Source organism: Chitinimonas sp. (assembly GCF_036568685.1).
Lineage (GTDB): Bacteria > Pseudomonadota > Gammaproteobacteria > Burkholderiales > Chitinimonadaceae > Chitinimonas.
This window is the reverse complement of record NZ_DATCSC010000096.1, coordinates 1-3,965: the sequence shown is the minus strand read 5'-3', so window position 1 is coordinate 3,965 and position 3,965 is coordinate 1. Positions and strand designations below refer to the sequence as shown.

Below are 3,965 nucleotides of genomic sequence, written 5' to 3'. Positions count from 1 at the left end.
CCGCCTGGCTGACCATGTGAAGGTCGTGAGCGCCTCGCTGGACAACGGCCTGCTCAATATCGAGCTGAAGCGCGAAGTGCCGGAAGCCCTCAAGCCGCGCAAGATCTCGATTGGCGATGAGAATGTGCACCTGCTTGAGCGTCACGTAGCCTGATCGCCAGCATCTGCAGCAAATGAAAATGGCCGGGATAACCCGGCCATTTTTTATGGCTGGCCGCTATCAGCCGGGCGCCTTTTGCACCACCGTGAGGATGACGGCGTCGCTCTCGGCCGCAAAGTGGTGGCGCAGGCCAGGCGGTACTTCCAGCATTTGCCCTACCGCTGCCTCTGCCCGCTGGCCGCCCTCGCCTTCCAGCACCAGCCGGCCTTGCAGGCAGACCAGGTATTCGCTCTGCTGGTGGACTTCGTAAGGGTAGTCGCCGGGTGGCACATGGATCAGCAACACGGCGCCAGGGCCGATGCGGGCCAGCAGGTGATCGGTGTCGGCCGGCAGGCCGCGGCCCAGCTCGGGCAATGGGTGGCGGGTAAAATCGAGCGCCATCATGGTTTAAACCTTGACCAAGAGTTTGCCGCGGTGCTCGCCCGTGAACAGCTGGTTGAGCGCATTGGGCAGTTGCCCGAAGCCTTCCACCACGGTTTCCTCGAATACGATCTCGCCGGCCTTCACCCAGGGGGCAACGATGCGGATCATCTCGTCCATGCGGTGCACATAGTCCCGTGCCAGCATGCCCTGGATGGTGGCACGCTGGTACAGCATGTGCTGCAAGAAGCGCGGCCCCAGCTCGGCTACATCCAGCCCGCCCGAGTACTGGCTGATCTGGCCGCAGATCACGATGCGGGCCCGGCGGTTGATAAGTGGGATGACCGCGTCGGTGACCATGCCGCCCACGTTGTCGAAATAGACATCCACGCCACCGGCCAGTTGCTTGATGGTCGCGGCCAAGGCATCGGCATCCGTGTGGGCCTTGTAGTCCACGGCCCAATCCGCCCCCAGCACATCGCGCAACCAGGCGCACTTCTGGGCACCACCTGCGACGGCCAGCACCTTGCAGCCGTGGCGCTTGGCGTACTGCACCACCAGAGAACCTACCGCACCAGCGGCGCCGGATACCACCACGACCTCGCCGGCATGCGGCCGGCCGGATTCGGTCAGGCCGAACCAGGCGGTACGCCCCGGCATGCCCAGTACGCCCAAGGCGGTACTCACCGGCGCCTGGGCCGGATCCAGTTTCTGCAGCGCACTGGCGTGGGCCTTGGCATGCGTCTGCCAGCCCAACATGCCAAACACCCAGTCTCCCTCTTTCAGCCCGGCCGCGCGCGAGGCCACCACCTGACCAACCACGCCAGCAACCTGCACTACATCCAGCGGATGCGGGTCGGGGTTGTAGGTGGGTTTGCTGGACTGGTTGATCCGCATATACGGGTCGACGCTGATATAGCGGGCGGCGACCAATACCTCATCGGCAGCAAGATTGGCGTCGAGCTCGCTACTGACCAGTTCGTAATGCTCCCGCCCCACCAGCCCGGTGGGGTGGCGGCGGTATAGCCATTGTTGGTTTTGCACGGTGGTGGCGCTCATGGGGTAGCTCCTGTCTGATCACTAGGCCGGCATGTTGGGTCAAATATTCATTCCAACAAAGCAACAAATAATCAATAATCATTGAATTAAGCGCACCAAAATCTTGCAATGGAACTTTCCGACCTACGCCTCTTCGTCATCACCACCCGCCACGCCAGCCTGCAGGCGGCGGCCGAGGAGGCCTGCGTCACGCCCTCGGCCCTGTCGCGCCTGATACGGCGGCTGGAGGACGATCTGCGCACCCCCTTGTATGACCGGGTTGGCAAGTCGCTGCTGCTCAACGCGGCCGGCGAGCGGCTACGCACCCGAGCGCTGGCGCTGCTGCAACTGGCGGATGAAACACGCTCAGAGTTCGCCGGGACCGGCGGAACCGCACACTGCCGGTTGGCGGCACCGCCCATGCTGCAATGGCGGTACGGCCCGGCCATCCTGGCCCAGCTCAATGCCCTGCAACCCGCTGGCAGCGCCTCCTTCAAGCCACTCTATGAAGAAGCTGCCCTGCAGGCGCTACAACGCGGCGAGGTCGACTTTGCCCTGGTCACAGGCTACGTGCTGGACGGTGCCGCCGGCACCCTGCCCGGCGCGGATATCACCGCCATCCCGCTGGGGGAGATCAGCATGCAGCTCGCAGCCTCTCCCGAGCACCCACTATGGCGGGCCAGCCAGGGCGGGCGGGTAAGTACCGCCCAAGTACTGGTACAGGACTTCGCCTGCCCCAGCCATTCCCTGCTCTGCGGGGTAAACCGCGGCAGCCGCTCAGACGGCTGGCGAGACGACCAGTTGCCACGCCGCATCCGCTACTGGGTAGATGACCTGCAGGTATTGCTCACGCTGGTACGGCAAGGTACGGCACTGGCATATCTGCCGGACTTTGCGCTGACGGAGCCCGGCCTTGTACGCCTTGAAGTCACCGACTGCCCCTACACTTGTACCGAGACCAGCTATCTGCTCTGGCGGCCCAGTGCCGCCAGCGGCTGGCAACACCGGCTGGCGGAGGCAATGGCGACCAGCGCCACGGGGGAGGGTTCACAAACCAGCAGGTGATCGCTATACTGGCGGGCTCGTATCTGACGGCAACGTCAGTACTGTTGCCGGTGTAGCTCAGTTGGTAGAGCAGCGCATTCGTAATGCGAAGGTCGTAGGTTCGACTCCTATCTCCGGCACCAAGATAAGAAACATGGCGCGATTCCATATCGCGCCATGTTTCATTTCAAGCACTTAGCAAACACTCTTGAAACAGAATTGACTACGAAAACGTCAATTCGCACAATGCCATTCCCCAGATTCTCCCCAGGGGTTTCCCCATGGCATCCGTCCAGAAGACCGCAAAAGGCTACCGCGCACAGGTATACGTGAAGGGTCAGCGTGACTCTCAAGTCTTCCGCACCCAGCGCGAGGCCAATGCCTGGGCGGCGCGGCGAGAGGTCGAGTTACGCGAGCAGTCTACCCTCCTCCCTGGGGAGCGGCACACCTTTGGTGAGGCGCTAGAGCGCTATCTGGTCGAGGTAACCCCCACCAAACGAAGCGCAGCCAACGAAGCAAAGCGTATCAACGCCTATCTGGCAGATCCTACCCTCCCCACGCAATTACCCATTGGCCGAGTCACATCTGACATGCTTGGCGTATGGCGCGACGCTCGGCTTAAAGAGGTGAAGCCGAGCTCCGTCCTGCGCGACTTCTCGATCCTGTCGGCTGTGTTTGAGTGCGCCCGCCGCGAGTGGAAGTGGATTGAGGAGAAGCCGACCACCGACGTGCGCCGACCCAAGGCGCCGGAACACCGCGAGGTAGTGATCACATGGTCGCAGATCCGGGGCATGTTGAGGGCCTTGGGCTATTCCCCACGGCATCAGGTGCGCGAGGCACGGCAGGCGGTGGGGGCATGCTTCCTGTTGGCGCTGCGCACCGGCATGCGCGCCGGCGAGCTGGCCGGGCTGACTTGGGACAGAGTGGCGGACGACTACGCTGTGCTACCCGTTACCAAGACGGTGCCGCGCAAAGTGCCGCTTTCCCGGCGAGCATTGCGAGTTGTAGAGAAGATGCGGGGCTATGACGAAACTCTGGTGTTCGGCCTGAAGGGCCAGGTGCTGGATGCGCTATTCCGGAAGTACCGTGAGCGCGCCGGGCTGAGCGGCTTTACTTTCCATGACAGCCGCCATACGGCTGCGACGATGCTGGCGCGAAAGTTGGACGTGCTGGACCTGTGCAAGATGTTCGGCTGGAAGAATCCGAAGATGGCGATGGTGTACTACAACCCCACCGCCTCTCAGATTGCCAGCCGCCTGGGCTAGGCCGCCTTCTGGACTGAAAGGGCGGCGTCGATCTCGCCGATGGGGATCATGCCACAGGCGTTCAGGCGCAAAGTGCCAGACCGCACCAGGCGGCATAC

At 63.0% G+C, this 3,965-nt stretch carries 4 protein-coding genes and 1 tRNA gene; 3 read left to right on the top strand and 2 right to left on the bottom strand.

Translation table 11 applies throughout. The features are described 5' to 3' along the window. Window positions 1–220: 220 nt before the first annotated feature. Complete coding sequence (locus VIM95_RS14155; protein WP_331986739.1) at window positions 221–544, bottom strand: cupin domain-containing protein; 324 nt, start codon at window positions 542–544, stop codon at window positions 221–223. Window positions 545–547: 3 nt separating this feature from the next. Beyond that, the gene (locus tag VIM95_RS14150; RefSeq protein ID WP_331986738.1) at window positions 548–1,579 is read right to left on the bottom strand and encodes an NADP-dependent oxidoreductase; all 1,032 of its coding nucleotides are present in this window, start codon (window positions 1,577–1,579) and stop codon (window positions 548–550) included. 108 nt (window positions 1,580–1,687) lie between these two features. Here VIM95_RS14150 and VIM95_RS14145 point away from each other — a divergent pair, with 108 nt between their 5' ends. The 3 genes from VIM95_RS14145 (at window position 1,688) to VIM95_RS14135 (ending at window position 3,867) form a co-directional block, all read left to right on the top strand. Further along, complete coding sequence (locus VIM95_RS14145; RefSeq protein ID WP_331986735.1) at window positions 1,688–2,623, top strand: LysR family transcriptional regulator; 936 nt, start codon at window positions 1,688–1,690, stop codon at window positions 2,621–2,623. A 46-nt stretch (window positions 2,624–2,669) separates the two neighbouring features. Beyond that, window positions 2,670–2,745: transfer RNA gene (locus VIM95_RS14140), tRNA-Thr, on the top strand. Window positions 2,746–2,883: 138 nt separating this feature from the next. Continuing rightward, window positions 2,884–3,867, top strand: coding sequence for a site-specific integrase (locus tag VIM95_RS14135; RefSeq protein ID WP_331986732.1), 984 nt, complete (start codon window positions 2,884–2,886; stop codon window positions 3,865–3,867). Window positions 3,868–3,965: the final 98 nt, after the last annotated feature.

Coding starts and splice junctions, on each gene's coding strand:
- VIM95_RS14155 (WP_331986739.1), bottom strand. CDS start 544: ATGATGGCGCTCGATTTTACCCGCCACCCATTGCCCGAGCTGGGCCGC.
- VIM95_RS14150 (WP_331986738.1), bottom strand. CDS start 1,579: ATGAGCGCCACCACCGTGCAAAACCAACAATGGCTATACCGCCGCCAC.
- VIM95_RS14135 (WP_331986732.1), top strand. CDS start 2,884: ATGGCATCCGTCCAGAAGACCGCAAAAGGCTACCGCGCACAGGTATAC.
- VIM95_RS14145 (WP_331986735.1), top strand. CDS start 1,688: ATGGAACTTTCCGACCTACGCCTCTTCGTCATCACCACCCGCCACGCC.